The following is a 24266-nucleotide window of genomic DNA, read 5'->3' on the forward strand; positions in this document are numbered from 1 at the left end:
GATGAAACTGGCCCGCGCAATTCATTTCGACGAAAGCGACATGAACGTGTTTCATTCCCCGGCCCGCACGGGCGAGTGGTGCATCTCTGGCGGGTTCGAGTTTTCGAACTGGGGCGAGGGCGATCTTGAGGGCAAGGCCCGGCAGGCTTTCGCGAACGGATGGCTGGGTGTCGAGACCTTTGGCCGGGTGACATTCGTGGCAGTGACGCAAGTGGAACCAGCCGAGATCGACCAGATTGCGCAGAACCTGGCCGAGCATTTCGTACAAATCTACGGCGCGCCTTCGGTTGAGGCGGCGATGGGCGTCGCGCAAGCCGAAATCACTCATATGTCCGAGCTATGCGAAGAACATGCGCCCAACACCCTGCTGACCGTCGCGCGTGAACTATCCGAGACGGGTGTGCATGAGGCTTTCCGCATCATCACCCCGCAGGAAACCCAACTTGAGGCACTGGCCGTGCATGGGTCGCTGGACGAGTGACTAAATTGGTTTCAGCTTAGGGTGCTTCAGCAACTCCATCTGGTCTATGGATTGGTTATTCGGATCAGTGCTGTAGCCTAGTAAGTTGAAATCCGCGCGGAACGTTTCGACGACAATATCTATCATCTCGGAGTTGTAGTGATCCGCAACTACCCTTGATCTATTGGACTTGTTTTGGTGGCTTAAACTGGCTTGGATGTCGACTTTCGCACAAAAACTCTGGAAGTTGGTGCCTAGGTTTTCCATTCGGCCAACAAAGCTGACAAGACATCGGTTCTGTTCGTCCAACAGAAAACTTGTTTGTCTGTAAGGTGAAAGCTCGCCTCCGCAGCGCGTCAATATAAACTCTTCAAAAGAAATACCTTTGACCGCCTGGTGGTCATGATGAATTTCGGTTTGTTGGATGTAGCTATAAAGTGAAATCAACAAGTCGAATGGATTACGAACGAATGCAACCGAGCGCATTGTCCAATACACTGGGCCCAAGCGTTCCAGATAGTCTATCGCCTTGGCATGATCTGGAAGCGGCTGGAACCGCGACTTTTGGTAGATGCCCCTGTTTATCGTTCGACCGTCCAAGCTTTTTAACATCCGCTGCAACGGATTCGGCCGATCAAATTCCTTACGTAACGCCCATGCGACCGAGCTTCCGCCGGTTTTGGGTATGTGGACGAAGACTATTTTATTCCTGGTGCCGATCATCGCACTACATTGCTGTATTATTCAGATATAGCAATGTAATTTGGGCTTATTGATCTATATTAGATCGGCAAAACCCCCAAATTGTCCACGCTTGAAAATCAACCCCTTGCCTGTGCGGTACATCACCTTTTCGACCTGGCCAATCAGGATAAGGTGATCTCCGGCATCGTGTTGGGCGTTTAGCGTGCAATCAAACCGAGCAAGGCAATCAGACAGGTGCGGACGCTTGGCATGGTCAGCTATCCAATCTGCGTGGGAGAAGTCTTCGCCATTTTCGGCAAACTTCAGTGCTTGATCCTGCTGATCTTCGGCCATGACATGGATCGAATAATGCTGGCAGTTATGGAACGCGCCGAACCGGTTTGAGTCCTTTGCAAGGCACCAAAGAACCAGAGGTGGATCTAGCGAGACCGACGAAAACGAATTCACCGTGATCGCCCGCGGCCCCATTTCGGTATGCGTTGTCACAACGGTGACCCCTGTTCCGAAACAGCCCAAGGCTTCGCGGAAAGCGATGCTTTGGTCGGGGGATGGGGTGAAAGTGGTCTCGGTCATCACGCGCTCATTCAGTGGCCGCGCCTCAGGTGCCACGGCCCAGTGAAATTGTCCACGAAAAGCTGCGCTTGAAACTGTATTTTTCCAGCCTAGTTCAGATCTTCCAGTAAGCGTCCGTGCTGACGGGTCGCCTCGATCACCGCGCCAAAGGTGGTCATGCCGCGTGCCTCAAGCATCGGTAACATACGAACCAGCGCCTCGGCAGTTGCGACCGCATCCCCCAGCGCCGTATGGCGCAACTCTGGCGGGATAGTGATGTCGAGCCTGTCGCACACGGCGTCCAGCGTGTGCGTGTCACTGGCGCCGAACAGAACGGCGGACAGCAGGACAGTATCCAAAATTGGGTGGTTCCATTCAACGCCCATCCGGTTCGCATGGCGGCGCAGAAAGGCCATGTCGAATGGCGCATTATGGGCCACGATCACCGCGTCCTGCGCAAATTGATGAAAGACCTTGCCAGCCTCGGCGATTCCAGGCGCGCCCGAGACCATATTGTCTGTGATCTTGTGAACCTTGGTCGAGGCAGCAGGGATTGGCATACCGGGGTTGACCAATATATCCAGCCGTTCGCCTTCAATGATCCGGCCATTTACGACACGCACTGCTCCGATCTGCACAATTTCGTCCTTGTGTGGCAGCAGCCCCGTGGTTTCGGTATCAAACACAACAAAGCAAAGCTCGCGCAGGTCAAGTGTACGCAGTTCCTTATTGGCAGCCGAGTTCAATAGGGCAAAGTCATAGACCAGCGGCCGCGCGGCCTCGGGCGCGATGTTTGTGGCATTGTCGTCAAAAATCAGCATGTAACCTGGTGCGTCGCCCAAGGGTTTCATACGCGTCATATAGTTTTGTGTGCCGTCGATACTTGTGAGAGTGCAACCGACCTCAAGCCCTGTTTTGGTAAGTTTGGCAAAGGCTTGTTCCAAGGGACCCATCTGAAAATACTCGGACATCGACGCATTCAGGCGGGGATGTGAAATCTGCGCCAGAACTTCGGCCGCCTGACCATCATAGAGCACGATCTTATGCGTCGGGCTGGCCAGCAGCATGGCCACCGGAATGTCGGTCAGCAAGGCTGTCAGCCTCTGCTTTTCGGCAGCAAGATGGGCGGTTTCAGCAGCGACGGCTTCGGCTACGCTCATAGTCTTCTCTGACAGCTGGTCGGCCAGACCAGCCGCAGCAGGGGCCAGATCACCCAGGTAACGCGCGGCCTGAACATCCATTTCCCGGTTGACGCCTGCGTGTGCGCGCGCGCGCAGCTCAGCCGAAAGACGCTCGATCGGCTTGGCGACGTTGTCATCAAACAGCAACCAAACGGCGACTATCAGCGCCACAAAGCCAAAAGCCATAAGGATTTCAGCAAAGATGAAGGCGTTGACCAATTCAGGATCTGCAACGCGCCGATAACTGATCCACAAGGCGAGAGAACTGACAGCTAACCCGCCTACAGCCAGCAGGCAAAAAAACAGGAAGATGCGTAAGCGCAGGCTTAACCGGGTCAGCATGTTACACTCCGCAGGTGGCCTCGATGATGGGGTCGTTGGTTTCTGCGTTGATCCAGTCGGCGTCCAGCAGCTGACCTTCGGATCCGAATTCGGCCCCGTCCGCCAGATTGGCGCGCTGGTTTTGTGCGCAATCCACAGCGACCGGCAGCTTGGAAACCGGGGACCAGCGCCCAAAAAAGTAAAGGTCTACCAACCGTTGCTCGGGCACCTGTTCGTTGGTCCGAACCGAGGCTGTGTCAATCGCGGCAAAACGTTCAACAAAGGGGACCGCATAGGTCCAGGGGCGATAAAAAGCGCGACTTTCGATTTCTTGAATAATCGCCATGCCTTCAGGCAGCGTATCTTTGGTGCGGTCATACCAGGAATATTCGCTGGAAATGGTCATTCCGATCATCCCCAAACCGGCTGCAACAGGGGCTGCCCACCTTGGCAAGCGACCGCCCGTCATCTTGTTCACCAGCATCACGACGCCTGCAAATGCAACGCCTGCGAAGAGTGTGGCGATCAGTTCCAGGAACATTGCGTTTCTCCCAATTTCGGCCGGTTCAACCCAGCATACCTTTTCCGTGGCCCGCCGCCGATTGCATCGTCTTGATCACGACGAACGCGTCCCGAAGATGGCTGCGTTCGAAATCGGACAGGGCCGTGGGTGGCATGAAGTTGTCCGGCTTTTCGCCACTTTTTACAAGCCGCACCTGGTGTTCCAGACGGGTTTCAGCAATCAGATCGTATGCATCCAGCAGGTCCCGCGCTCCGGACTCGCTTAGGATACCAGCCGCTCCAGCCGCCCGTAAACGCGCGCGCGTGTTCGCCTCGGGAAGCTCGCCCTGCAAACTGTAAATCCGGGCCAGATCGACGACGGGAACGACACCGTTGTGCTTTAAATCCAGTGTATTGCGGTGCTCACCTGACCGGATCGTCGCAAATCCCCGTAACAAACCAAGCGGAGGCGTATGTTTCAACGAGTTTGAAATCATGTGCGCCACAAAGATCGAATTCGCCCGGGCTGCAGCCAGCGTATCGGCTTGCAGCTTGTCGAACAGCTCGAATGCGCCACCGATCGGGCGTAAGTCAAACATGACGGATGCCAGCATTTGTGCTTCGGGGTTCGGCTTGGCGATCCAACCTTTGAAATAGTCGCGCCACACGTGTACCGGTTGGCACCAGCGCGGGTTTGTCGCCATCATGTCGCCGGGGCAATAGAAGTACCCGCATGTGTCCAGCCCGTCCGATACAAACTGTGCCATCGCATGAAAATAGGGCATGTCACCGTCGGTCACGCTGTCTTCCAGCATCAAGCAATTGTCCTGATCAGAGACACCAGTCTGTTCCTGCCGCCCTTGCGATCCGCAGGCCAGCCACAGATAGGGTACGGGGGGCGGGCCAAGCTTGGCTTCGGCCAAGGCTAACAGTCGACGGGTGGCTGTGTCAGCGATATCCGTGATCAGGCGCGTGACGATCTCGTGTCGGTTTCCTGCGGCAACAAGCTGTACCAGAAGCTGTGGAATTTCATTGGTCACAGTCGCCATTTGTTGCGCTGTCTGCGCAGCTGCAATCTGGCGCACAAGTTCGGCCGAATTGACGGCCTGATAATGGGTCAGGTCGGTTTGAGTAACGATACCGACTAACCGCCCACCTTCGGAGATTGGAACATGGCCAATCCCCCGTTCCATCATGATATGCAGAACATCCGAGCCGATATCGGAAGGTGACAGGGTAATCGGGTTAGCGGTCATGATCGCGGCAACGGGCGTGTCCGCTGGCATTTCGTCCGCGACAAACTTGCCGGACACGTCGCGCAGGGTCGCGATGCCAAGAAGAGTTTCCTGATCCGTTACGCACAGCGATGAGATATGCTTGTCACGCATCAGCTGCGCGGCTTCGCGGACCGGTGTATCAGGCGGGCAGGTGGCTGGGTTGCGCGCCATCAGAACGTCGATCGAACTGGTGGCCAGACTCTGTGGTCCCGCGCGTGTGGTGCGGCTGCGGTTGAAGAACTTTGCGACGACTTCATGTCCGGCGATCAATTCGCGCACCAGATCCGGAGGCAAAAGCAACAGCACCGATGAGGCGTCGGCGCGTGCCTTGGTGATTGCCTTGCCATCCTTCAAAAGCCCGCGTTCACCGAATGAGTTTCGTAGACCAAGATGCGAAACGACGACATCGTTCCGGTCTTTGATCTCAATCTGTCCCTCGTAGATCACAAAAACACCGGGTAAAGAATGACCCAATTTGTAGACCGTGAAGTCCTCTTCGACCTCCCACACCTCGATCTGGTGTGCGATGGCATCCAAGACATTCGCTGGCAGGGCGTCATAAGGGTGTACGGATTTCAGAAACCGGGTGATCTCATCATGGGACAGGGGCATGGAATACTCCTCGGTTTCTGGTTTAAAAATCCCGCCCGGTAGAGTGCCGGGCGGGAGTAGTCAGTCGAAAGACGCGGCCTTTGGCAAGTAGGCTTTGGGCCGCATCATGCTCATTTATTCTGAGCTGCACCCGCGCCACGGGGAATGCGGACGCTTTCGACCAGATCTTTGATCTCCTGCGGAGTTTCCTTGGTCGCACCGGCCACGAAGTAGGCGACGGCAAAGTTGACCATGGCACCGATCGCCCCGAACGAGGTCGACTTGATCGGACCCAGCAGCGGATCAGCATCAGTGAAAGAGTTGGTGCCCGGAATGAACAGCCAGCCCTTGTGCAGGAAGATGTAGATCAGTGTTACAACCAGACCAGCCAGCATACCCGCGACCGCACCGGTGTTGTTGATGCGGGTCGAGAAGATACCCATCATCAGCGCCGGGAAGATCGAGGCTGCCGCCAAGCCGAAGGCCAAGGCCACCGTCTGCGCCGCGAAGCCCGGAGGATTCAGGCCCAGCCACGTTGCTACAGCGATGGCTACAGCCATTGCAATACGCGCTGACAGAAGCTCGCCTTTTTCCGAGATCTGCGGGTTGATCGCACCCTTGATCAGGTCGTGGGACACTGCCGACGAGATCGCCAGCAACAGACCCGCGGCGGTCGACAGCGCAGCCGCAAGGCCACCAGCCGCGACCAGACCGATCACCCAACCCGGCAGGTTGGCAATTTCGGGGTTGGCCAAAACCAGGATGTCACGGTTGAACTTGGTCAGCTCGTTTCCAACCCAGCCTTTTTCCTCGGCAATTGCCTGCAAGTCGGCGTTTGCGTCGTTATAGTACTGGATTTTACCGTCACCGTTCTTGTCTTCCCAATCCAGAAGACCGGTTTTCTGCCACGTGGCCATCCAGTCGTAACGCGGGTCGGTGTCGATTGCTTCGACAGAAACAGCGCCGCCCTCGATACCACCATTAGGCCACATCATGTCGGTGATGTTCAGACGGGCCATTGCGCCAACCGCAGGGGCGGTCAGGTACAGCAGTGCGATGAACACCAGCGTCCAGCCAGCGGACCAGCGGGCGTCAGACACTTTGGGAACGGTGAAGAAGCGCATGATGACGTGCGGCAGACCCGCAGTACCGATCATCAGCGACAGGGTGAACAGAACCATGTTCAGCGTGTTCGAGTGGTGGGCTGTATATTCGTTAAAGCCCAGCTCGGTCACAATGGCATCCAGCTTGGTCAGCAGGGGTTCACCGCTTGCGGTGTCACCAAACAAACCCAGCGCCGGAACAGGGGTGCCGGTCAGCTGCAGCGAGATGAAGATCGCCGGGATGGTGTAGGCGGTGATCAGCACGCAGTACTGAGCAACCTGAGTGTAGGTCACACCCTTCATCCCACCAAACACCGCGTAGGCAAACACCACACAGGCACCGATCAGCAGACCGGATGTGTTCGACACCTCAAGGAAGCGGCCAAAGGCCACGCCGACACCGGTCATCTGACCGATCACGTAGGTCACCGAGGCAACGATAAGACAAATCACCGCAACGACACGGGCGGTCTGGCTGTAAAACCGGTCGCCAATGAATTCCGAGACGGTGTATTTGCCGAACTTACGCAAGTAAGGCGCAAGCAGCAGAGCCAGCAGCACGTAGCCACCGGTCCACCCCATCAGGAAGGTCGAGTTGTCATAGCCGGTGAAGGCAATCAGGCCCGCCATCGAGATGAACGAGGCCGCTGACATCCAGTCCGCTGCTGTCGCCATACCGTTGGTGACCGGGTGAACGCCGCGACCGGCGGCGTAGAATTCCGATGTGGAACCCGCCCGGGCCCAGATCGCGATGCCGATGTACAGCGCAAAAGACGCGCCGACAAACAGCAGGTTGATGGTAAACTGGTCCATGCTGTTACTCCTCGTCCACGCCGTATTCAGCGTCCAGCTTGTTCATGCGCCAGGCGTAGTTGAAGATCAGCACCAGAAAGACCAGGATCGAACCCTGCTGTGCGAACCAAAAGCCCAGATCTGTACCGCCCACGGAAATACCCGACAGCAGCGGACGCAGCAGAATGCCGAATCCAAACGACACCAGCGCCCAGATCACAAGGCTGATGTAAATTAGGCGCAGGTTGGCCTGCCAATAGCCCTTGTCGGACTCGGCAGCCTGCGCGGAGTTTGATGATTGATCCGCCATTGCGGGTTCCTCCTTCGCTTTTTCGCCGTACGGCCTGGCACACAACTCCTAATGCGCGTCAGGTCGCTTTGCGATTGTGCCCAACGCCCCGTGACGTCAGGTAAAACTTCTCGGTTCTGCCAAGGCAGTTCCTTCGAAGTATTCTGATTTAGGATTAAAGCCCTGCGCTTTGATCCACCCTTTAAGTCATGACCTCTTGCACATACCCTTGCAGGTCGATTGAGATGTCATCTATCTGGCCCATTGCGTCGATACCCTTCAGCACTCCCTGGGCCTGATAGTAGTCAATCAGCGGTGCCGTCTGCGCGTGATAGGCCGTCAGCCGGGACGCAACAGTTTCAGCGTTATCATCTGCGCGCCGTTTGAACTCTGAGCTGCCGCATTTGTCGCATTTTCCTTCAACCGCGGGCAGCTTGAACGTGTCGTGGTAGCCTTCACCGCACATGCCGCAGGTGTAGCGACCCGAAATCCGGATCACCATTTCAGCGTCTTCTACCTCGAGGCTGATGGCCGAATTGATCTTTTGCCCAGATTCGGCCAACAATGTGTCCAGCGCCTGTGCCTGAACCGTGGTGCGGGGAAAGCCGTCAAGGATGATTCCTTTCGCGCAGTCCGGCTCGGCCAGTCGATCGCGCAGGATCGCGATGACAATATCGTCGCTGACCAGATCTCCGGCCTCCATCACGGCTTTGGCGGCCAAACCTGCTTCAGTCCCGGCCGCGACGGCGGCACGCAGCAAGTCTCCGGTGCTGAGTTGAACCAACCCGAACTTCTGTTCAAGCATACGAGCCTGTGTACCCTTCCCGGCACCCGGAGGGCCGAGAAGGATCAGGACGACGGGTGTGGTGATCGTGGCAGCGTCCATCACATCCTCACTTGTTCGCGCGGTTTTCAATCAGGTCTTCGACCACCGACGGATCGGCAAGCGTCGAAGTGTCCCCTAGTGCGCCAAAGTCATCCTCGGCGATTTTGCGCAGGATGCGGCGCATGATCTTGCCCGAGCGCGTTTTCGGCAAGCCCGGTGCCCACTGGATCACATCCGGCGAGGCAATCGGTCCAATCTCGGTCCGCACCCAGGTGCGCAGTTCTTTCAGCAGCTCATCCGAGGGGGTGCGATCATTCATCAAGGTCACATAACAATAGATGCCTTGTCCTTTGATTTCATGCGGATATCCCACCACGGCGGCTTCGGCTACAGCGGCGTGGGCGACCAGTGCGCTTTCGACCTCGGCGGTTCCCATGCGGTGCCCGGATACGTTGATCACATCATCTACGCGGCCAGTAATCCAGTAGTCGCCATCCTCATCCCGACGGCACCCATCACCTGTGAAATAGTAGCCTTTGTAATCCGAGAAATAGGTCTTTTCGAACCGCTCATGATCACCCCAAACGGTACGCATCTGACCGGGCCAGCTATCCTTGATGCACAGCACGCCTTCGACCCCGTTACCGCTGATTTCCACGCCCGATTGGGGGTCCAGAACCACTGGCTGGATGCCAAAGAACGGCTTCATTGCCGCGCCGGGCTTCATAGCGTGCGCACCGGGCAGGGGGGTCATCAGATGACCGCCGGTTTCGGTTTGCCACCAAGTGTCCACGATAGGGCATTTGCCCTTGCCGATCACCTCATTATACCAGTTCCAGGCTTCTGGGTTGATCGGTTCGCCGACAGTGCCCAGAAGGCGCAGGTCGCTCAGGTCGTGCTTCTCGACAAACTCGTTGCCCTGACCCATCAGCGCGCGAATCGCGGTGGGGGCTGTATAGAATTGGTTGACCTTGTGCTTCGCGCAAACCTCCCAGAAACGGCCTGCATCGGGGTATGTTGGGACGCCTTCAAACATCAGCGTTGTAGCGCCATTGGCCAGCGGACCGTAAACGATGTAGCTGTGGCCTGTGACCCAGCCGACGTCCGCAGTACACCAGTAAACATCACCCTCGTGATAGTCGAATGTTACCTCATGGGTCAGCGCGGCGTAGACCAGATAACCGCCGGTCGTGTGAACGACGCCTTTGGGCTGGCCGGTCGAGCCAGAGGTGTAAAGAATGAACAGCGGGTCTTCGGCATTCATCTCGGTGGGGGCGCAATAGTCGTCGGCCTCCAGCGCCATTTCGTTGTAGTCGTAGTCGCGACCGTTGATCCATGTGGTTTGACCGTTAGTCCGCTTGACGACGAGGCATTTCACCGTGTCCTTACAATGCAGCAGCGCCGCATCTGCGTTGGATTTCAGCGGGGTCTTGCGGCCGCCACGCGGGGCTTCGTCCGCTGTGATGATGACCTTGGCGTCACAGCCATTGACCCGTGCCGCCAGCGCATCGGGCGAGAAGCCGGCAAACACGATCGAATGAATTGCGCCGATACGGGCACAGGCCAGCATTGCGTAAGCAGCCTCGGGGATCATCGGGAGGTAGATGACAACTCGATCACCTTTGCGCACACCCATTGATTCCAGGATGTTGGCCATTCGGCAGGTGCGACGGTGCAGTTCGGCGTACGTAATGTGCTGAGCGGGATCAGTTGGATCATCTGGCTCCCAGATGATCGCGGTTTGATCTCCACGGGTTTTCAGATGGCGATCCAGGCAGTTGGACGAAACATTCAGAGTACCGTCGGCGTACCAGTTAATACCGACCGAGCCGAAATCGAAGCTGACGTCCTTGACTTGGGTATAGGGTTTGATCCAGTCGATACGCTTGCCCTGTTCGTCCCAGAAGGCAACAGGATCGTTGACGGAGGCTGCATACATCTCGTTGTATTTGTCGGCATCGACATGTGCACGGGCAACAGTGTCTGCTGATGGCGGATAGGTTTTGGCATCTGCCTGGGCAGCGGTTGTCATTCTGAGGCTCCTCCCTCTGGGCTAAATTTCGTGGGGCCGAATTTTGCCTGCTAAACTGACAATGTCGACCCGCTTCCTCCCCATACCGAATAATACGGAGAACAGAAAACAAGGGAATAAATTACCGGAAACTATGGATTAGTTTGTAAAAAAATTTCTCTAAATGCCGTTGAGATGAAAACATTTTTGGATCATGTTGATAATAATCTATTAATAACAAGATGATAATTGTAACGGATTTCCATCCTCGTGTTTGCGTTGGTTGGGCCCAAAAATGGCATCGGAAATTCATCTTTAGCGTGTTAGCGGTCACTTGATCTGATTATCTTGGTTCCGTGAAATCTTCCGGGGGTTGGCACACTCAGATGTTGGCGCTAGCTTTGACATCAAGCGCTTCGACAAGGGGCGCAGATAAGGGAGAGATCATAATGAAAAAGATGCTGAGCGGTGCCGCTGTCGCCGCCCTGACCGTTGCCTTCGTATCCGAGGCCGCGGCAACCGAATGGAGCGCCTCGGTCTGGGGTAAACGCCGCGCCTTTACCGAGCACGTTGAAAAGCTGGCCGAGCTGGTCAGTGAAAAAACCGGCGGTGAATTCACCATCAATGTAAGTTACGGGGGCTTGTCCAAGCCGCGAGAGAATCTGGACGGCATTGAAATCGGCGCGTTCGAGATGGCGCAGTTCTGCGCGGGCTATCACCGGGACAAAAACCGCGCCATCACTGTGCTCGAACTCCCATTTCTGGGTGTAAGCAACCTTGAAGAAGAGGTTGCCGTCAGCCACGCGGTTTACGATCACCCGGCGGTGAAAGATGAGATGGCACAGTGGAATGCGCGTATCATCATGACCTCACCCATGCCACAGTATAATCTTGTCGGCACAGGTGACCCGCGCGACGAGCTGGCCGATTTTGACGGTATGCGTGTGCGCGCCACCGGCGGTCTGGGGCAGGCGTTTGAAGCGGTTGGGGGTGTCCCGACCTCGGTTCCTGCGACAGAGGCGTTCAATGCGATGGAATCGGGTGTTGTGGATACTGTGGCTTTCGCCCAGCACGCTCATCTGTCGTTCGGCACCATCAACGAGGCGGATTGGTGGACCGCGAACCTCAATCCCGGCACGGTGAACTGCCCGGTCGTGGTGAATATCGACGCTTATGAAGCGCTGCCTGCCGAGCACCGCGAGGCGCTGAACAGCTCGATTGATGAGGCGATTGACCATTACCTCGCCAACTATGGCGGCCTACTGGAGCAATGGGACAGCGTCCTGTCCGAGAAAGGCGTCGCCAAAGTTGAAATCGACGATGCCGTAATCGAGGAGTTCCGCACAAAAGCCGCGGATCCGATCCGCGAGCAGTGGATTGCGGATATGTCAGCACAGGGTCTGCCTGCGCAAGACCTCTATGATCTGGTTCAGGCAACGCTGAAGCAACAGCGCGGCGGTAACTGATCACTAAGTCCGGGTGCCTGTTCGGCGCCCGGACACCTATAAAGACAACAGGGGAACACCGGCATGGCAGGACAGGCCACGGTGCTTGAAGACGGCAGCCGTCTCAGCCGTCTGGATCATCATCTATTGCGATTGGAGAAGCTCCTAGCACTGATCAGTGGGATAGCTGTATTTGGGCTGATGGTTTTGGCCGTGGTATCGGTTAGCGGGCGTAACGCGTTCAACGCACCTTTGCCTGGCTATGTGGACTGGATCGAACAGGCCATGCCACTGATCGCGTTCCTTGGCATTTCCTTTGTCCAGCGGGATGGCGGGCACATCCGAATGGATATCGTCATCTCGCGCCTGCACGGGCGGGCGCTGTGGCTGTTCGAACTGATCTCGGTCGTATTGATCCTTGTTCTGATGCTAGCCCTTGTCTGGGGCAGCTGGTCCCATTTCGACCGCTCGTTCGATTTCGGCGCACCGTTGTGGAGCCGTGACAGCTCAATCGACATCGGTATTCCGCTCTGGCCTGCCAAACTGTTGGCTCCGGTTGCTTTCTCGGTGCTTTGCTTGCGGCTGATCCTGCAAATCTGGGGTTATGGCCGCGCCTTTGTCTTAGGGCTGGAGAAACCAGTGGCCGTGCCGCTGATACAGGATGTCGCCGCCCAGGCGGCTGCCGAGGCCGAGCAATTCGAAGGGCAGGACTAGATGGACACGATTGATATCGGCCTGTGGGTCACAGGCGGCCTTCTGGTTCTGGTCGTCACTGGGATGCGCGTGGCCTTTGCGGCAGGTTTGGCAGGTCTGGTTGGGCTGGTCTGGATTTTCTGGGCCAAGTTCGGCTATGATCCCGACCGCTTTGGCAAAGCACTGACCGTGGCTGTCAAAACGGCGGGACAAGTGCCCCATTCCAAGGTTGCCGCCCATACGCTCAGCCTGATTCCGACCTTCATTCTGATCGGTTATCTGGCCTATTACGCAGGCTTGACCCGCGCGCTGTTCGAGGCCGCCAAACGCTGGGTCGCTTGGGTGCCCGGCGGGTTGGCGGTGTCCACCGTCTTCGCCACGGCTGGCTTTGCGGCAGTGTCGGGCGCTTCGGTCGCCACTTCTGCCGTGTTTGCGCGCATCGCCATCCCCGAGATGCTGAAGGTCGGGTACAATAAACAATTCGCGGCCGGCGTCGTCGCTGCTGGCGGAACACTGGCCTCGCTGATCCCGCCATCTGCGATTTTGGTGATCTATGCGATCATCGTTGAACAGGATGTCGGCAAACTGCTGTTGGCCGGTTTCATCCCCGGCGCATTTTCAGCGGTCATTTACGGTCTGCTGATCGTTGGCATCGCCGTGATCTTCAAATCAGTTGGTCCACCCGTTACTGGGTTCACTTGGAAGCAGCGCTTTGCGGCACTGCCCGGTGCGTTCCCAATCGTCGCTGTGATCCTCATCATCATCTGCTTCGTCTACAACCCGTTCGGAGATAAGGCTTGGGGCACCCCCACCGAAGGCGGCGCTATCGGAGCCTTCATCGTCTTCTGTTTTGCCCTGTTTCACGGAATGCGTTGGACTGAACTGAAATCCGCTCTGCTGGAAACAGCCAAACTGACGGCGATGATCTTCTCGATCATCTGGGGGGTTCTGATCTACGTGCGGTTCCTCGGTTTCGCTGATCTGCCCGGCGCATTCTCGGATTGGATCACATCGCTTGAGATGTCGCCCATGCTGATCCTAATCTGCATCCTGTTGGCCTATGCGGTTTTGGGAATGTTCATGGACGCCATAGGGATGCTTCTGTTGACCTTGCCGGTGGTTTACCCTGCGGTGATGGCCTTGAACGGGGGCGAGACAGTCAGCGCGGCTGACAGCGCTTTTGGTATGTCTGGTCCAATGTGCGCGATCTGGTTCGGGATACTGGTTGTAAAAATGGCAGAGTTCTGTCTGATCACGCCGCCCATTGGTCTCAACTGTTTTGTTGTCGCCGGAGTACGTCCAGATTTAAGCGTTCAGGATGTATTCAAGGGCGTGACACCGTTTTTTATCGCGGACGCAGTCACTATCGCGCTTCTGGTCGCGTTTCCCGGTATCGTGCTCTACTTACCATCGTTGGCGGGATAGAGAGCTCTTTGCGAGGCTCTGCCTCGCGCTTCGGGATATTTGCTGCCAGATGAAAATAGGATCCCTAGCTTCATCTGGCCAAAAATATCTCGGGGGAGTCGCCCGCAGGGCAGCGGGGGCAGCGCCCCCGGTTTAGCCGGCACGCATCAACATGCCGAACAGATCTCTGGGGTCGTCCGGGTCCGCCAACATGTCCAACGGTTCATAGAAATTCGTGCCTTCGATGGCAGTTTTGATAAACCGTAGCGCCGAGAAATCCTCGATTGCGAAGCCAACACTGTCAAACAGGGTAATCTGCCGGTCGTCTTTACGGCCTGTGGCTTGGCCTGTCATGACCTTCCACATCTCTGTCACGGGATGATCCGAGGCCAAGGCCTGTATTTCGCCTTCAACCCTTGTCTGCTCAGGATACTCGACAAAAATCTCGGAGCGGAGAAGGATGTCCCGGTGGAGTTCGGTTTTTCCGGGGCAATCTCCTCCGATTGCGTTTATGTGAACGCCGGGCCCAACCATGTTATCTGTCAGTATGGTCGCGTATTTCTTATCTGCTGTGCAGGTCGTAATAATCTGCGCGCCTTCGATAGCATCCTCGGGCGTTTTGCAGAGAACAACAGTCAGTCCTGAATTCTTGAGGTTCGCGGCGCATTTTTCGGTGGCGTTGGCGTCAGTGTCGTACAGGCGAACGGTGTTGATGTTGCACATCGCCTTGAAGGCTAGGCATTGGAACTCGGATTGCGCACCGTTTCCAATCATGGCCATCGTTGTGGCGGATTTGGGGGCAAGGTAGCGACCCACAAGGGCCGACGTGGCCGCTGTTCGCAAGGCTGTCAGCAATGTCATTTCCGTCAGCAGGGTAGGGTACCCGGTGTAGACATCTGCCAGCAGTCCAAATGCTGTGACGGTCTGAAGGCCCTCAGATGTGTTTTTGGGATGGCCGTTGACGTATTTGAACCCATAAGCCTCGCCGTCGGAGGTGGGCATCAACTCAATAACCCCATGCGGAGAATGGGCGGGAATGCGCGGGGTCTTGTCGAAGCTTTCCCACCTTTTGAAATCAGCTTCGATCTGCGCCGCGATCTGAGCGATCATGTGTTCCACGCCGATGTGGTGCACCAGTCGCATCATGTTGTCGACAGATACAAATGGAACGAGGGCTTTATCGGACGGTTGGGTCATCAGAAACTCCGGGTCGGTCGGTCGAAGATGCGCCGCCCCAGAAGGGACGCGGCCAGATCGACCATCAATTTTGCAGTGCGGCCGCGCTCATCAAGAAACGGGTTGAGCTCGACCAGATCAAGCGAACAGACAAGGCCGCTTTCGTGCAGCAGCTCCATGACCAGATGCGCTTCGCGTTCGGTCGCTCCACCGGGTACGGTCGTTCCAACAGCTGGTGCGATGGAAGGGTCCAGAAAGTCGACGTCCAGTGACACGTGCAGCATCCCGTTTGCTGCGCGAACGCGTTCGAGAAAGGCCATAAGTGGTGCTTTGATGCCGTGTTCGTCGATGCTGCGCATGTCTGCCAACATGACGTGATCTTTTTCCAACTGGGCCCGTTCGGCAGGGTCGACCGAGCGCAGCCCAATCATGCCAACTCGGTCCGTCGGGACTGTCGCAGTGATCGGTGGGAAAGCCTCAAAACCCGATTGGCCGGTGAAATAGGCAACAGGTGTTCCATGCAGGTTGCCACTGTCGGTACTCTGCGGTGTGTGAAAATCGCTATGTGCGTCAAGCCACAGTACAAACAGGGGGCGGCCAAGCTTCTGTGCGTGTTCGGCCATACCAGAAACGGTCCCCATCGACAGGGCGTGATCTCCGCCCATGAATATCGGCATGCCCTTTTGCGCCGCCTCCTGAGCGGCCCGGTTCAATGCACGGGTCCAACCGATACATTCAGGCAGCGCGAATAGGTGCGAGTGTTCAGCCACATCCAATTGGTCGGGGACGACGTCGCCAATATCCTGTACAGCATGCCCAAGACTGTTGAGAGCGGTCTGCAACCCTGCGACCCGATAGGCGTCGGGGCCCATCCGACAGCCCTGTCGGCGTTTACCCGAATCCATGGGGCTGCCAACCAGTATGATATTTGTGTTTTTCATGTGCTTATTTATGCAGTCATAGTGGGTTGCGAAAAGTCATCAAAATGCTCAAAAAGAACTTTGATATCTCGAAATGGGAAGTTGATATGGACGAACTGGACAATCGGTTGTTAAGTGCACTGCATCGCGATGCGCGCGCATCCTTGTCTGAACTTGCTGAAACGCTTGGGGTAACACGCACGACTGTTCGCAGTCGATTGCAGCGGCTCAAGCAATCGGGCGAGATCGTGGGTTTCACAGTCCTGACCCGACAGGATGTGGCCCAAAGTCCGGTTCGCGGGTTAATGATGCTTGAGATCGAGGGCCGCGGCACCGAGCGTACGATGGCCCGTATATCAGCCATGCCCGAAGTGCGCGCCGTTCATTCAACCAACGGTAGCTGGGACCTCATAGCCGAGATCAGCACAGATACGTTGGCCGAGTTGGACGAAGTCCTGTTTCAAATCCGCCGGATGGAGGGGATCACCCGATCGGAAACCAATCTGCTTTTGTCCACACGTAAGGGCCGGATGTAAGAGCCGTAGTGCTTTGAGGTTCAACGAATTTGTGTAAAACTGCTACAGCACGCAAGCAACCAAAACCTCAAGAGCAGAGAACAGATATGACCGATCAGGATACCGGCCACGACCTCTGGGCTGTTCGTTTGGCTGAACGTGTGGCCGGGTTTCTGGAACGTCCCTGGATTAAAATCCTGGTCCCCGTTCTGGTTATGCTGGTGGCTTTGACTGTCCTGCACGAGTTGTCTTCGCACGTAAAATGGTCCGATGTGCAGTCGGATGTAGCTAACACTTCTTGGAAATTGATGTTTTTTGCGCTGTGCTGGACGATGGTCAGCTTCCTGTCGCTGTCGCTCTATGACGTGTTTGCTGTGCAAAGCGTAGCGGATGGCGAAGTGCCGTTGCCAGTGGCGGGAATGGCCGGGGCTTGCGGATACGCAGTGTCGAACTGCCTAGGGTTCTCTTATATTACAGGGACCGCGATCCGGTATCGGATTTATGCATCTTTGGGTCTGGATCTGAGCAGGGTTGCGGGGGTCATCGCGACCTCGTGGATCGCCTTCTGGTCAGGCATGGTGCTTCTTCTGGGCATCCTTTTGACACTGCATCCTGATGGGATATCCAAGGTTATTCCGATAAGTGACACAACCGAAACGGTGATCGGCCTGTGTATGCTTGCCGCATTGCTGGGTCTGTTCCTGTGGCTTGCCAATGGTGGGCGACGTCTGGCCTATGGGGGCGTAGGCTTCAACCTGCCCAACGGCAAATTGGCCAGTCTTCTGACGCTTGCTGCGCTGGGGGATTTGTTTGGTGCGTCGATGGTGCTTTATACGTTGATGCCCAGTGATCTGGGCGTCGGTTTTCCGTATTTTTTCACCATATTCATTGCGGCAATCGCAGTCGGGATTGTCAGCCACGCTCCCGGCGGTATCGGCGCGTTTGAGGCCACCATGATCGCGGGTTTGGGGGCCTCGGGCCGTTCGGATGTGATCGCCGCATTGCTGCTGTACCGTCTGGTTTACACGTTTCTGCCCTTCGTGATCGCCAGCCTCTCGATTGCGGTCGCCTCGGCGCTGAGCCACCGGCACCACATCACAGGTGCCGCCACGTGGGTGTATCGCGTTATCCGACCCATCGTTCCAATGGTCGCAGCCGGCGTTGCTGCGGTTGCAGGTGTCATTTTGCTGGTGTCTGGTGCTCTGCCAGCCAGCAGTGAGAACCTTGGGGTTTTGCGGGATGTCCTGCCGCTGTCATTTGTTGAGGCATCGCATCTGGTCGGTAGCGCGGTGGGCGTATTGCTATTGCTGGTGTCGCGCGGCCTGTTCCGCAAGCTGTACCGCGCGTGGGTGGTTGCGATGTTGCTTATGGTGGCCGGCTTTGGGGCCTCGATTGCGAAAGGGTTGGATACGCATGAAGCGATCAGCATGTTGGCCACGATTGGGGTGCTGGCCATGTTCCGCGATGCCTTTTATCGGGTAAGCGGCGCGTCGATTTTTCGTTTGAATATTCCGTGGCTGGTCAGCGTCATGGCCCTGTTGGCCGTGATTTTCTGGATCGGTCTGTTTGCCTATTCCCATGTCGAATATCAGAATGCCCTATGGTGGGAATTCGCGTGGAACGGCGACGCCTCGCGGTTTTTGCGCTCTAGTCTTGTGGTGGCATTAATCCTTGGGGTCGTGGCCGTGACCTCTCTGTTCGGACGCGAAATTCCTGTGCCGGAACTCACCGAGATCCCCGCAGTTGTTGAACGGTTGGTGATGGAGAGCGAGGATACCGAGGCGCAGATTTCCCTGACTGGGGACAAGCAGTTCCTGATCGCCCCCGATGACAGCGCGTTTCTGGCCTATGCCGATACCGGCAACGCACTGATAACCAAGGGCGAGCCGGTGGGCGATGAAAAAGCCGGGCAGCAACTGATCTGGCAGTTGCGCGAGATGGCGGATCGCGAATGTAAGCTGTGCGCGTTCTACAGCGTCTCGACGAAATACCTGCCGACCTTTCTGGATCTTGGCCTGTCGATCCTGAAAATCGGTGAGGTCGCCCGCGTGCCACTCAAGGATTTCTCGCTGGATGGTAAATCGCGCAAACGGTTCCGGCAGGCGAAAAACCGAGCTGAGCGTGAGGGCTATGTCTTTGAGATCATTCGCAAGGAAGACCTTGCCCCGATTCTGCCGGAGCTGCGGAAAATCTCGGATGACTGGCTGGCCCAGAAGGCCGGAGAGGAGAAGGGGTTCGCGCTTGGGGGATTCGATGACGACTATCTGTCCTATTTCGACCACGCCGTGCTGCGTGAAAGCGGAGGCGGGCGGATCGTGGCCTTTGCCAACCTGTTTCAGGGCGGCCATAAATCGGAGCTGTCACTGGACCTGATGCGATATGAACCTGACAGCGCCAGCTTCGTCATGGACGCGCTATTTGCCGAGATGATGGCATGGGGTGCCGAGCAGGGGTTCCAGTGGTTCTCATTGGGGGCTGCACCGTTTTCAGGGATCGAGAACCGGCAACTGGCGTCATTCTGGAATCGCGTCGGTGGGTTTGTCTATGAACATGGTGAGCAATTCTATCACTTCGAAGGGTTGCGCAGTTTCAAACAGAAATTTGACCCGGAATGGAGCCCGAATTATCTGGCCAGCCCCGGTGGGCTGGCGGCTCCGCGCATCTTGTACGAAGTGAACATCCTGATCTCGGGCGGGTTGCGAGGGCTGACGAAATAGCACTTAGTTCAGGCTGGCGCGCGTGGGGTCTTGTTCCAACAGGTCGCCCCAATCGGTGCGATAGGCCATTTCAGCTAGTACCGTTTCAGGCAGGAATTCCTGAGTTTGCCGGATCTGCCAGCCGCCGCCCAGACCTTTGTAAACAGCGACCAGATTGCTGGACACCTGCTGGCGTGCCTCGATCAGATTGGCTTGCGAATTCAGCAATGCCGTCTGCGTGTTCAGGATGCGGGAATAATCCACGATGCCGTCCTGGTATTGGTCGACCGCAATCTCGGCTGCGCGGCGCGAGGCGGCGACGCTGTTTTCATAAAACCCTACCTGCTTGCGCGATTGGGTATAAGCGACCATGGCGCTTTCAACCTCGGAATAGGCGGTCAGTACGGTGTTCTGATAATTCGCGATCAACGCTTGATAGGCGGCGTCCTGCGCGCGGACATTGTTCTTGATCCGCCCATAGTTCAGTACGTTCCACACCACGCCCGCATTGGCCAGACCGGTTGAACTGGCTGATGTGAACAGGTCACGCCCACCGGACGCCTGCACGCCGATCGAGCCTGACAGGATAAATTGCGGATACAGGTCTGCGATCGCGATCCCAACCTGCGCCGATTGTGTGGCTGCGGCCAGTTCCGCTGCGCGCACATCGGGACGGCGGCGTAGCAGTTCGGCCGGAACACCCACAGCGACGTTTGACCGGGCCGTGGGGATACGCCCGGAATTGCCCAACAGAGTGGTCATGCGCGACGGTGTCGTGCCCAGCAGAACAGCCAGCGCATTCTTGGTCTGTTGCAGATCGCTTTCCAGCGCGGGCACCAGCGCCTTGGTGTTGTTCAAAAGGGCCGTGGATTCCTGGACGTCCAATTCGGTCGTGACGCCATTGTTGAAGCGCAACTGGGTCAGGTCGGCCGATTCCTGTTGAAGCTGGATATTGTCCCGTGCGATCGCCAACGACTCCTGCAGGGCGCGAATATTGACATAGAGCGCGGCCACATCGCCCGTCAGCGTCACCAGCGCATCATCATAATTGGCCACCTGCAACGCAAGATTGGACCGCGCCGCCTGCACGCCGCGCCGTTGCTGGCCCCAGACGTCCAGTTCCCACTGCGCGTCAAACCCGGCTTGCGATGTTGAAAATTCGGTGTCCAGCGGGATGATCTCGCGAATATCGGCAATCGGGCCGAGGTTTTCGCTGACCTGACGCCGCTCGATCGAGGCGCCGATGGCTTGTGATTGCGGGTACAACTCGCCAAATGCGATGCCCAACTGCGCTCGGGCTTGCAACACGCGAGCCCCGGCAACCTGCAGGTCGAGGTTTTGGGCATAGGCCTCGTTGATCAACCTGTTGAGAGTGGGGTCATTGAATGTCTCCCACCATTTGACCACGGGCGCGCTGCGCGAGGTCAAACCGCTGGGGCCGACACTGGGGCTGTTAACCTCGATCCATTCCTTCACGACCGGAGAGTTCGGGCGCACAAAATCCGGCCCCACCGGTGCGCATCCGACCAAAAGGGCGGCGCATAGCGCGGTGCCCATCATCTGGCGGGTCAGGCGGGTTCGTTTCATGCGCTATGTCCTCAGATATCCAGCGGGCGGATGAAGTTCGCAAATGAGTATAGGCGAATGTTGATGCGCCGCAGGAACTCAAAGCTTTTGCCCTGACCGGTATAGATCGCGACCGCCGCGTGGCCGCCTGCGGGGAAGGTGTGACCATCAGGAATATCGACCGAGATTTGCACCGCAATGCGGCCCGGCAGCTTGGGCAGCTCAAAGCCGGGCAGGCGGCCCGAAGGTAGGTATTGCCCCTGACGAGTGGCCCACCAGATCGCCTCGACCTTGCCGGTGAGGATTTCACCGGGATAAAGGTCCAGTGCCACCTCAACCTCTTGCCCCGGTTCAACGAATTTCAGGTTCTGTTGGCGGTAAGTGGCCAAGATATAAGGATTATCCTTGGTGACGAAACTGGCAATAGCGCCCAGCCGGATTTCCCCCACAACCATGCCAGGACGTGCCTGCTGCGAGACGATCATGCCGTCTTCAGGGGCGTAAATCGTCGTGTTGTCCAAGAAATACTGCGCTTTGTCCAGCTGCGCTTGCGCTTGCAGAATGCCTGTGTTGACCCCGTTAATTTGGGAATCCAGCGCCAGTTGGGCTTTTTCCAGATTGGCCTCGGCCTCTTTGATCTGGGCCTGATCCTCGGTCACCTGTTCATTCCAGCGGTCCAGCTCATCCTGCCGTGCGCCACCTGCGGGCACCAGGTTTTCATAGCGGGTCTGCTGCGTCAGTGCATAAGCCAGCTGCGCGTTTGCGCGCTCGACATTTTCGGCGGCGACGATCACGTCCTGTTCCAAAATTTTCGCGTTTTGCTGGGCAGCGACTAACTGCGCTTTGGCTTCATCGACCTCAAGCGAAAAGACAGTATCGTCAAAGCGATAGAGTGGATCGCCTTTTTTGACCTGCGTATTCGGCTCGACCAGTACCTCGGTCAGGATGGTCGGTTGCGTCAGGCGGGGGACGATCTGAATTGTCGAGCGGATCACATGGCTGTCGATGGAAAACGGCTGAAAGAACCGCAGGGCCACCAGAAAGATCAACAGCAGATGCGCCCCTACCCAGAACGAGACGATACCCCAGGCGATATTGAATTTGAGCCATTTCAGTTTGAAAAAGATCAGCCAAACAAAAATGAGGTAAAAAAGCGTAATGCCCAGGGCGACAAACATAGTGTGAGAGTTCCTTTGGCCTTAGCTTTTCTGACTGTCTTCAGGATCCAGCGTGTCGCGGTATTCTTCGGTCAGAGTTCCGCCTAACCGTTTGATTTCCTTGCGCACCGCATCGCGTTCGTCGTCGGGCATACGGCGGATATCGACAGTGGTGCCATCGTGGAAGGCCCAGATAAACGCGTGAACCCAAGGCACGATCGCCAGAAACCCCATCCACCCCATGATCTTAACGGCCTCGGCATGGGGGTGGTTGCGCTTGATAGCAATGCGCCCTGGCAGTCCCATGATGAACAAAAACAGTGCCATCACTGCAGCCAGCAGCAAAATGAGCGCGACAAATGTCAGGTAGTCATAGTAGCCTAGTGGCTGCTCCAATAATCCCATGCTCGTGCCTCCTTATGGGAAGGTTGACCCATCCTCATTTGTTAGCATCCACTTCGTCAATCAATTTATAGCTTGTCGGAGGGTCAGCGCAGATACCGGGACCACATTCCAGCAGGGCCGACACTGTGTTTAGAGCTCCGAGGCCCAATAGGGTAAAGAACGCGACTTTTGCCAATATATTGCCGCCAAATCGGGGTTGCTCATTTGAAACGTCGGTGTATTGGCGCGAAAACAACAGCATAATGGCGGTTCCCAGCAGGATCAGGAAAAAGCAGATCGCGGCCCAGGTGTAGTAGTGATAGCCGAGAACCGGCGACCCGTAATGGCCGGTTCCCGGTACGATGTGCAGAAAGATCTGTCGGATCGAAACACTGATCCCAAACAGCGCCGAGATCAGCATTAGCGCATAATGTTGCGGTTGCGCGCCGTGTATCAGGTTTAGCGCTAATCCGACCCCGACCGCCATGAAACCCACGCGCTGCAACAGGCATAAAGGGCAGGGCAGTTCGTACAAGGCTAACTGATAAACGAAAGCCAGCAACAGTATCAGGCTAACCGCTAGGGCCCCAATCGCGTTTAGGCTGCGAGACAGTTCGGGTGTCACTGCCGTCTCCTAAAGCTGAATGGTCAGTTGACTGGTCGCGTGATAACGGAACCAGTAGACGCTCAGCGCCAGGGTTACGAAAAAAACCGCGTTGGCAGCCTTTTTCATCCGATAGTAGATCAGCCCTATAGCTGTTGTAAGCAGCGCGAATAGTAGTGCGATCATGTCTCGCACCCCTCTAATCATAAGAATTGCAATATGTTTAAATATTGTCAGCTTAGCTCGCGTCTGGCAAGAACTTGACGGTCAAAGTTCGCCTAAAGTGGAGGTCATGTGCAGATTTCCAATCGCGTGCCCCAGTCAGCGCATTTCTGGACCAAGCTGCGTTGTAGCTGAGCATCGGTATAGAAGACATCCACATCAGACAGGGATGCGATGCGCGCTGGTGCTGAGCGCTGGAATTTCGAATTGTCTGCCGCAAGCATGACATGCCGCGCCTGTGCTATGATCGTTTGACTTACATGGACCTCTTGAAAGTCGAAATCCAGCAAGTCGCCCTCGGCGTCAAGCGCAGAGCAACTGATCACAGCGTAGTCAAATTTGAATTGCTCGATCGTCGAGGTCGTAAGGTTGCCAATCAGCCCTCCGTCCGACCGGCGCAGCACGCCACCTGCAACCACGATCTGACAGTGTGGGTTTTCGACAAGTATGTTGGCCACGTTCATGTTGTTCGTCACCACCATGAGGTCTTTGTGAGACAAAAGTTGGCGCGCGACCGCCTCGGTCGAGGTTCCGATGTTCATGAACACCGATGCACCGTCTGGAATGTCGCGCGCGCAGGACTGCGCGATCCGGGTCTTGATCTCGGCATTTAGGGCGCGTCGATCCTCGTAGCCGATGTTTGACACGCCGGACCGCAACACGGCGCCACCGTGAACGCGGTCCAATTTCCCCATGTCCGCAAGATCGGACAGGTCACGTCGGATGGTCTGAACAGTGACCTCAAAACGCGCGGCAAGGTCTTCAACCGCGACACGGCCATCTTGCTTGGCGATTTCCAGAATATCGGATTGTCGAAACGAAAGGGACACGTGATCCTCCGGTTGGAATGTTTTTTCGGTTTTCTTCTCTTTTTG

At 56.5% G+C, this 24266-nt stretch carries 23 protein-coding genes; 6 read left to right on the forward strand and 17 right to left on the reverse strand.

Going from position 1 to position 24266, the window contains the following annotated elements; all coding sequences use genetic code 11:
• The first annotated feature begins 1 nt into the window (after window position 1).
• Window positions 2-481: a DUF6505 family protein gene (locus AC2TAD_RS09840; protein WP_170750768.1), complete on the forward strand. Its 480-nt coding sequence runs from the start codon at window positions 2-4 to the stop codon at window positions 479-481.
• Here the strand turns inward: AC2TAD_RS09840 and AC2TAD_RS09845 are convergent, their stop codons facing one another.
• The 9 genes from AC2TAD_RS09845 to acs all read right to left on the reverse strand — a co-directional run bounded on the left by AC2TAD_RS09845 (window position 482) and on the right by acs (window position 10630).
• Window positions 482-1183 (reverse strand): sulfotransferase family 2 domain-containing protein, encoded by a 702-nt coding sequence (locus tag AC2TAD_RS09845; protein ID WP_480867420.1) that lies wholly within the window; start codon window positions 1181-1183, stop codon window positions 482-484.
• Window positions 1184-1237: 54 nt separating this feature from the next.
• Window positions 1238-1738, reverse strand: a complete 501-nt coding sequence (locus AC2TAD_RS09850; RefSeq protein WP_209196525.1) for a flavin reductase family protein — start codon at window positions 1736-1738, stop codon at window positions 1238-1240.
• An 89-nt stretch (window positions 1739-1827) separates the two neighbouring features.
• Window positions 1828-3240 (reverse strand): 3'-5' exonuclease, encoded by a 1413-nt coding sequence (locus AC2TAD_RS09855; RefSeq protein WP_480867422.1) that lies wholly within the window; start codon window positions 3238-3240, stop codon window positions 1828-1830.
• 1 nt (window position 3241) lies between these two features.
• Window positions 3242-3760 (reverse strand): hypothetical protein, encoded by a 519-nt coding sequence (locus tag AC2TAD_RS09860; protein ID WP_480867424.1) that lies wholly within the window; start codon window positions 3758-3760, stop codon window positions 3242-3244.
• A 25-nt stretch (window positions 3761-3785) separates the two neighbouring features.
• Window positions 3786-5609, reverse strand: coding sequence for a DUF294 nucleotidyltransferase-like domain-containing protein (locus AC2TAD_RS09865; RefSeq protein WP_480867425.1), 1824 nt, complete (start codon window positions 5607-5609; stop codon window positions 3786-3788).
• A gap of 110 nt (window positions 5610-5719) precedes the next feature.
• Window positions 5720-7504 (reverse strand): sodium:solute symporter family protein, encoded by a 1785-nt coding sequence (locus AC2TAD_RS09870; protein WP_170352907.1) that lies wholly within the window; start codon window positions 7502-7504, stop codon window positions 5720-5722.
• 4 nt (window positions 7505-7508) lie between these two features.
• The gene (locus AC2TAD_RS09875) at window positions 7509-7793 is read right to left on the reverse strand and encodes a DUF4212 domain-containing protein (protein WP_170352909.1); all 285 of its coding nucleotides are present in this window, start codon (window positions 7791-7793) and stop codon (window positions 7509-7511) included.
• A gap of 181 nt (window positions 7794-7974) precedes the next feature.
• On the reverse strand, window positions 7975-8658 hold the full coding sequence (locus AC2TAD_RS09880; protein ID WP_170750782.1) for an adenylate kinase: 684 nt from the start codon (window positions 8656-8658) through the stop codon (window positions 7975-7977).
• 7 nt (window positions 8659-8665) lie between these two features.
• Window positions 8666-10630 (reverse strand): acetate--CoA ligase, encoded by a 1965-nt coding sequence (gene acs / locus AC2TAD_RS09885; protein WP_170352913.1) that lies wholly within the window; start codon window positions 10628-10630, stop codon window positions 8666-8668.
• A 428-nt stretch (window positions 10631-11058) separates the two neighbouring features.
• Here acs and dctP point away from each other — a divergent pair, with 428 nt between their 5' ends.
• The 3 genes from dctP (at window position 11059) to AC2TAD_RS09900 (ending at window position 14172) form a co-directional block, all read left to right on the forward strand.
• Window positions 11059-12075 (forward strand): TRAP transporter substrate-binding protein DctP, encoded by a 1017-nt coding sequence (dctP, locus tag AC2TAD_RS09890; RefSeq protein ID WP_170352915.1) that lies wholly within the window; start codon window positions 11059-11061, stop codon window positions 12073-12075.
• 63 nt (window positions 12076-12138) lie between these two features.
• A complete protein-coding gene (locus AC2TAD_RS09895) occupies window positions 12139-12768 on the forward strand; it encodes a TRAP transporter small permease (protein ID WP_480867429.1) in 630 nt (209 codons plus the stop codon).
• The gene (locus AC2TAD_RS09900) at window positions 12769-14172 is read left to right on the forward strand and encodes a TRAP transporter large permease (protein ID WP_209196515.1); all 1404 of its coding nucleotides are present in this window, start codon (window positions 12769-12771) and stop codon (window positions 14170-14172) included.
• Between the two features lie 132 nt (window positions 14173-14304).
• Here the strand turns inward: AC2TAD_RS09900 and AC2TAD_RS09905 are convergent, their stop codons facing one another.
• Window positions 14305-15348, reverse strand: coding sequence for an ornithine cyclodeaminase (locus AC2TAD_RS09905; protein ID WP_480867431.1), 1044 nt, complete (start codon window positions 15346-15348; stop codon window positions 14305-14307).
• Window positions 15348-16268 carry an arginase gene (gene rocF / locus AC2TAD_RS09910; protein ID WP_480867433.1) on the reverse strand — a complete coding sequence of 307 codons (921 nt, stop codon included), beginning with the start codon at window positions 16266-16268 and terminating at the stop codon, window positions 15348-15350. Before rocF ends, AC2TAD_RS09905 begins: the two co-directional genes overlap by 1 nt.
• An 86-nt stretch (window positions 16269-16354) precedes the next feature.
• On the opposite strand from rocF, the gene AC2TAD_RS09915 reads away from it, so the two are divergent.
• Both AC2TAD_RS09915 and mprF read left to right on the forward strand, forming a co-directional pair.
• Window positions 16355-16783 (forward strand): Lrp/AsnC family transcriptional regulator, encoded by a 429-nt coding sequence (locus tag AC2TAD_RS09915; RefSeq protein ID WP_170751380.1) that lies wholly within the window; start codon window positions 16355-16357, stop codon window positions 16781-16783.
• Window positions 16784-16869: 86 nt separating this feature from the next.
• Window positions 16870-19479 carry a bifunctional lysylphosphatidylglycerol flippase/synthetase MprF gene (gene mprF / locus AC2TAD_RS09920; protein WP_480867434.1) on the forward strand — a complete coding sequence of 870 codons (2610 nt, stop codon included), beginning with the start codon at window positions 16870-16872 and terminating at the stop codon, window positions 19477-19479.
• A gap of 3 nt (window positions 19480-19482) precedes the next feature.
• Here mprF and AC2TAD_RS09925 read toward each other — a convergent pair whose 3' ends face one another.
• From AC2TAD_RS09925 to AC2TAD_RS09950, 6 genes are all read right to left on the reverse strand, one after another.
• Window positions 19483-21045, reverse strand: a complete 1563-nt coding sequence (locus AC2TAD_RS09925; protein ID WP_480867435.1) for an efflux transporter outer membrane subunit — start codon at window positions 21043-21045, stop codon at window positions 19483-19485.
• An 11-nt stretch (window positions 21046-21056) separates the two neighbouring features.
• A complete protein-coding gene (locus AC2TAD_RS09930; RefSeq protein ID WP_480867436.1) occupies window positions 21057-22202 on the reverse strand; it encodes an HlyD family secretion protein in 1146 nt (381 codons plus the stop codon).
• A gap of 21 nt (window positions 22203-22223) precedes the next feature.
• Entirely contained in the window at window positions 22224-22586 is a 363-nt protein-coding gene (locus tag AC2TAD_RS09935; protein ID WP_480867438.1) for a DUF3302 domain-containing protein, read from the reverse strand.
• A 34-nt stretch (window positions 22587-22620) separates the two neighbouring features.
• Complete coding sequence (locus tag AC2TAD_RS09940; RefSeq protein WP_480867440.1) at window positions 22621-23190, reverse strand: disulfide bond formation protein B; 570 nt, start codon at window positions 23188-23190, stop codon at window positions 22621-22623.
• Window positions 23191-23199: 9 nt separating this feature from the next.
• On the reverse strand, window positions 23200-23355 hold the full coding sequence (locus AC2TAD_RS09945; protein ID WP_170352935.1) for a DUF5993 family protein: 156 nt from the start codon (window positions 23353-23355) through the stop codon (window positions 23200-23202).
• Window positions 23356-23459: 104 nt separating this feature from the next.
• On the reverse strand, window positions 23460-24221 hold the full coding sequence (locus AC2TAD_RS09950) for a DeoR/GlpR family DNA-binding transcription regulator (RefSeq protein WP_480867441.1): 762 nt from the start codon (window positions 24219-24221) through the stop codon (window positions 23460-23462).
• Window positions 24222-24266: the final 45 nt, after the last annotated feature.

The sequence above is a fragment of the Ruegeria sp. HKCCD7628 genome, from assembly GCF_057221005.1.

Coding starts and splice junctions, on each gene's coding strand:
- AC2TAD_RS09840 (WP_170750768.1), top strand. CDS start 2: ATGAAACTGGCCCGCGCAATTCATTTCGACGAAAGCGACATGAACGTG.
- AC2TAD_RS09845 (WP_480867420.1), bottom strand. CDS start 1,183: ATGATCGGCACCAGGAATAAAATAGTCTTCGTCCACATACCCAAAACC.
- AC2TAD_RS09850 (WP_209196525.1), bottom strand. CDS start 1,738: ATGACCGAGACCACTTTCACCCCATCCCCCGACCAAAGCATCGCTTTC.
- AC2TAD_RS09855 (WP_480867422.1), bottom strand. CDS start 3,240: ATGCTGACCCGGTTAAGCCTGCGCTTACGCATCTTCCTGTTTTTTTGC.
- AC2TAD_RS09860 (WP_480867424.1), bottom strand. CDS start 3,760: ATGTTCCTGGAACTGATCGCCACACTCTTCGCAGGCGTTGCATTTGCA.
- AC2TAD_RS09865 (WP_480867425.1), bottom strand. CDS start 5,609: ATGCCCCTGTCCCATGATGAGATCACCCGGTTTCTGAAATCCGTACAC.
- AC2TAD_RS09870 (WP_170352907.1), bottom strand. CDS start 7,504: ATGGACCAGTTTACCATCAACCTGCTGTTTGTCGGCGCGTCTTTTGCG.
- AC2TAD_RS09875 (WP_170352909.1), bottom strand. CDS start 7,793: ATGGCGGATCAATCATCAAACTCCGCGCAGGCTGCCGAGTCCGACAAG.
- AC2TAD_RS09880 (WP_170750782.1), bottom strand. CDS start 8,658: ATGGACGCTGCCACGATCACCACACCCGTCGTCCTGATCCTTCTCGGC.
- acs (WP_170352913.1), bottom strand. CDS start 10,630: ATGACAACCGCTGCCCAGGCAGATGCCAAAACCTATCCGCCATCAGCA.
- dctP (WP_170352915.1), top strand. CDS start 11,059: ATGAAAAAGATGCTGAGCGGTGCCGCTGTCGCCGCCCTGACCGTTGCC.
- AC2TAD_RS09895 (WP_480867429.1), top strand. CDS start 12,139: ATGGCAGGACAGGCCACGGTGCTTGAAGACGGCAGCCGTCTCAGCCGT.
- AC2TAD_RS09900 (WP_209196515.1), top strand. CDS start 12,769: ATGGACACGATTGATATCGGCCTGTGGGTCACAGGCGGCCTTCTGGTT.
- AC2TAD_RS09905 (WP_480867431.1), bottom strand. CDS start 15,348: ATGACCCAACCGTCCGATAAAGCCCTCGTTCCATTTGTATCTGTCGAC.
- rocF (WP_480867433.1), bottom strand. CDS start 16,268: ATGAAAAACACAAATATCATACTGGTTGGCAGCCCCATGGATTCGGGT.
- AC2TAD_RS09915 (WP_170751380.1), top strand. CDS start 16,355: ATGGACGAACTGGACAATCGGTTGTTAAGTGCACTGCATCGCGATGCG.
- mprF (WP_480867434.1), top strand. CDS start 16,870: ATGACCGATCAGGATACCGGCCACGACCTCTGGGCTGTTCGTTTGGCT.
- AC2TAD_RS09925 (WP_480867435.1), bottom strand. CDS start 21,045: ATGAAACGAACCCGCCTGACCCGCCAGATGATGGGCACCGCGCTATGC.
- AC2TAD_RS09930 (WP_480867436.1), bottom strand. CDS start 22,202: ATGTTTGTCGCCCTGGGCATTACGCTTTTTTACCTCATTTTTGTTTGG.
- AC2TAD_RS09935 (WP_480867438.1), bottom strand. CDS start 22,586: ATGGGATTATTGGAGCAGCCACTAGGCTACTATGACTACCTGACATTT.
- AC2TAD_RS09945 (WP_170352935.1), bottom strand. CDS start 23,355: ATGATCGCACTACTATTCGCGCTGCTTACAACAGCTATAGGGCTGATC.